At 41.4% G+C, this 2032-nt stretch carries 2 protein-coding genes; both read left to right on the forward strand.

What is annotated here, in order from left to right; all coding sequences use genetic code 11:
- Positions 1–354: 354 nt before the first annotated feature.
- Positions 355–783, forward strand: a complete 429-nt coding sequence (locus AB1414_19990; GenBank protein MEW6609694.1) for a hypothetical protein — start codon at positions 355–357, stop codon at positions 781–783.
- 132 nt (positions 784–915) lie between these two features.
- A complete protein-coding gene (locus AB1414_19995) occupies positions 916–1734 on the forward strand; it encodes a hypothetical protein (GenBank protein MEW6609695.1) in 819 nt (272 codons plus the stop codon).
- The last annotated feature ends 298 nt before the right edge of the window (positions 1735–2032 follow it).

Raw genomic sequence — 2032 nt, forward strand, 5'->3', positions numbered from 1 at the left:
GCATTGATGGTGGTTGGCAACAACGAACTCCGGCAATGGCTGCTGGTCTAACCGACCACGTTTGGAGTATAGAGGAATGGCTTACCTATCCGGTTAGAGGAAGTTAGCTAATTTCGGACACCACCAATTTTTCCTGCTGATGGTGAACTGGATTACTATGCGGGTCCTGTCAGGACGAGAGCAGAAGAAAGCGAGTCGCACAGAACATTCCCCAGGGAGCGATGAAACTCGGGTTTGAACATGGTTAATTTGAAGGTTTGTAGCAAGTACATTTTATCTTTCTTCAAGACCGATTGGACTGTGGCGGATTACCCAATCAGATTCCGTCATTTTCGGGTGGACACCTCAGTATCTATGGGAAGACTAAGACCCGTCCCCTGGACGGCTCAGGTGCTTAACTGGCCGCTAATGTTCGGTCATGGTCAGACACAAGAAGAATCTTATGCGGACATGAAGCGGCGTTTTGAGGAATACAAAGGTGGGGACAAAACACTACCTCGGCCTGGGACGAGGGGTAAGATGGAAATAGAGTTTGCTCCGACTGTCGAAATCGCACAATACGAACCGCTTGCTGGTGAGTTTTTTAAGCAGATATTGGCAATGAACTACGACGAATGTCTGATAACAGACGAATCCAGCCTGTGGGATTTCCACAGCGAGGAAACGAACGAGGAATATCATCGAAAGATTGCGGAAGTTTATGGGGTAGATGTTTCAGATATTAAGAACGGGAACCTGGTGCAGATTTTTAAGAGAATTCGCACACGGGAGAGGCCCGCATAACATTGGTTGGAGCCGACGCTTACCTAAACTATCGTCCTTTGCCTGCCCAGGTATCAGTGATTCAGGCGAGGCTTGCCAGTGGCGGCGGGTAGGCACGAATCAACCTATTCATTAGAGAGGTAATTTATTGTTATGAAACTTCCTACACAAGAAGCAGACTTATTTTTTGAGATAATGTGGGCACTTCAGTTCTTTGTTAATCAAAAACTTAAGATGTTACCTTCTATTAAAACGCTGGGCGAGTATAAGGCACTTTCTAAGAATGAGAAGGTTAAGGTTCGTGAGGCACTATACAAAAACCAGCAATTGATTGATTTGTTTGTGAAAGAAAATCCTCAGCAATTCTCCGAAGAGAAGTTGTTAACTGTAAGTAAATGGCGAGACTTCATAAAAGGAGAGTTCTATATCGAGCGGTTCTTAAAGAAACAGGCTATTTTTATTTCAGAGAAAGAGCAGGTTTATGGAGTCTATGGGCTTTATCAGGGATTCGATGAACTGATTCATCCAGCTCATTTGCCTCTTTTAGTAGAAACGGTACTATTACCCTTTGCCGGAAAAATAGTATACGATGGAATTTTTCATAGTTACAAGATTCATTTTGGTAGTGGAATCTGTAGTAATCTCAAAGAAATCTATATGATTGCTAAACAGAATAATCGCATCATAGAAAGTCTTGAGTCTCCGCCCATTGCCAGGGAACTCAAGGTTCAAGCACTCAAAGATTGGGAACCTGAAATCCAGGATATCTATGAAAAAGTTAAACAATTAAAAGGAGGCCCCCATTATCCCTTAACATACAGTTCTGCTTTTGGTTTAGTCAAAGCCAGTGTGGAATTTGCTCAGGTAGTTGTATCCCCTTCAACCGATTTGAATACCCGATATAAGTCTTTGAAGAAGGTGGAAAGAGAGTTGAAGAAGGCTTATACAGTGCTTGAACGTGAGGAAGACTAATGATAAGATGGAGAAATGCTTATCATTGAATAATTATCCTATTTCTGTATATCATTCCAAAAATGCATGATATACAGAAAGAAATCCTCTCCATATATTATCGGCATTTTTTCTATTTAAGTTGAGACAATTTTAAATAAAGCCTTAAAAATCAAGGGATAATTTATTAAGATGAGAGTGTTGCAAATGGTTTTTAGTTATGGTGTGGGTTGGGGAGAGTTTTGGGTGATAAAACATGCCAAAGTGACAAAAAAGAGGTAATCTGCTTAGTTGACATCAAGAGGAGGAGGTGTTATAT

The organism is bacterium, assembly GCA_040755795.1.
Lineage (GTDB): Bacteria > UBA9089 > CG2-30-40-21 > CG2-30-40-21 > SBAY01 > JBFLXS01.